The 813-nt window shown below is 32.8% G+C and carries 1 protein-coding gene; it reads right to left on the bottom strand.

Going from position 1 to position 813, the window contains the following annotated elements; all coding sequences use genetic code 11:
- Positions 1-240 precede the first annotated feature (240 nt).
- The gene (locus OO013_RS20115) at positions 241-687 is read right to left on the bottom strand and encodes a hypothetical protein (protein WP_266058925.1); all 447 of its coding nucleotides are present in this window, start codon (positions 685-687) and stop codon (positions 241-243) included.
- Between the last annotated feature and the right edge of the window lie 126 nt (positions 688-813).

Raw genomic sequence — 813 nt, 5'->3', positions numbered from 1 at the left:
AGATAGTCAGAATGTTCCGTTCTACGATTTAATCGTTCTATAGTCTCCTTTTGATTGTCGACAAGACTAAATTTTAATTCTGTTGTCGGAAATATATTCATTTTTAATTAGGTACAACGTCAAGGCTATGTGTCCGCCGAAACCTACGGCTACTTAAAAAACGCATAGCTGATCCCCAAAGATAGCAGCCCCAACTGAAAAACAAAACGGTGGGCCATAGCCATTGTTGGTGTGATGTTATTAAAATAATTTTATGTGAATTGGTAAAATCATTAATGTTGAAACTGGTTCATTATTACATGTCCCAGGAATCCAATCCAAGGTCTCAAGTGCTTCGAATATTTGATTTTCTTCAATGTTATCAATATTCTGTTTAATTATTCTCTGACCCAAAACGTTTCCTTTTTCATCTATTACAAAACCAATCGTAAACTGCAAATCTCCTATACCAGCTATACGAACATATCTTGGGACTTTATAAGATTCTTTTAACAGATTATAAAGTTCAAATTTACCATCAGCTAATGATGGTTCTATGGTTGGAGTTTTTGTGACGTTTAATCCTGTTTGTGAATCAAATTCGAACCCACATTCATTATTAACTGGATTATCATCCGTTTGCCCAACCGATTGAAATTGTCCAATTAATGACACTAAAAAATATAAAATTATCAATCTTAAATGCATGTTTCTTTAATGTTCGTTAAGGCAGATGGTTTACAAAGTTAAAGTCACATGCTTTACACTAAAATCGTACTGAGCCTTATCGATTGTTGTTTAATTCTTATATCGTTTTCATTAAAGTATCCTAAA

This window comes from Mangrovivirga halotolerans (assembly GCF_026241165.1).
GTDB classification, from domain to species: domain Bacteria; phylum Bacteroidota; class Bacteroidia; order Cytophagales; family Cyclobacteriaceae; genus Mangrovivirga; species Mangrovivirga halotolerans.
The sequence above is the reverse complement of the archived record's forward strand: the minus strand, read 5'-3'. Positions and strand labels throughout refer to the sequence as shown.

Coding starts and splice junctions, on each gene's coding strand:
- OO013_RS20115 (WP_266058925.1), bottom strand. CDS start 687: ATGCATTTAAGATTGATAATTTTATATTTTTTAGTGTCATTAATTGGA.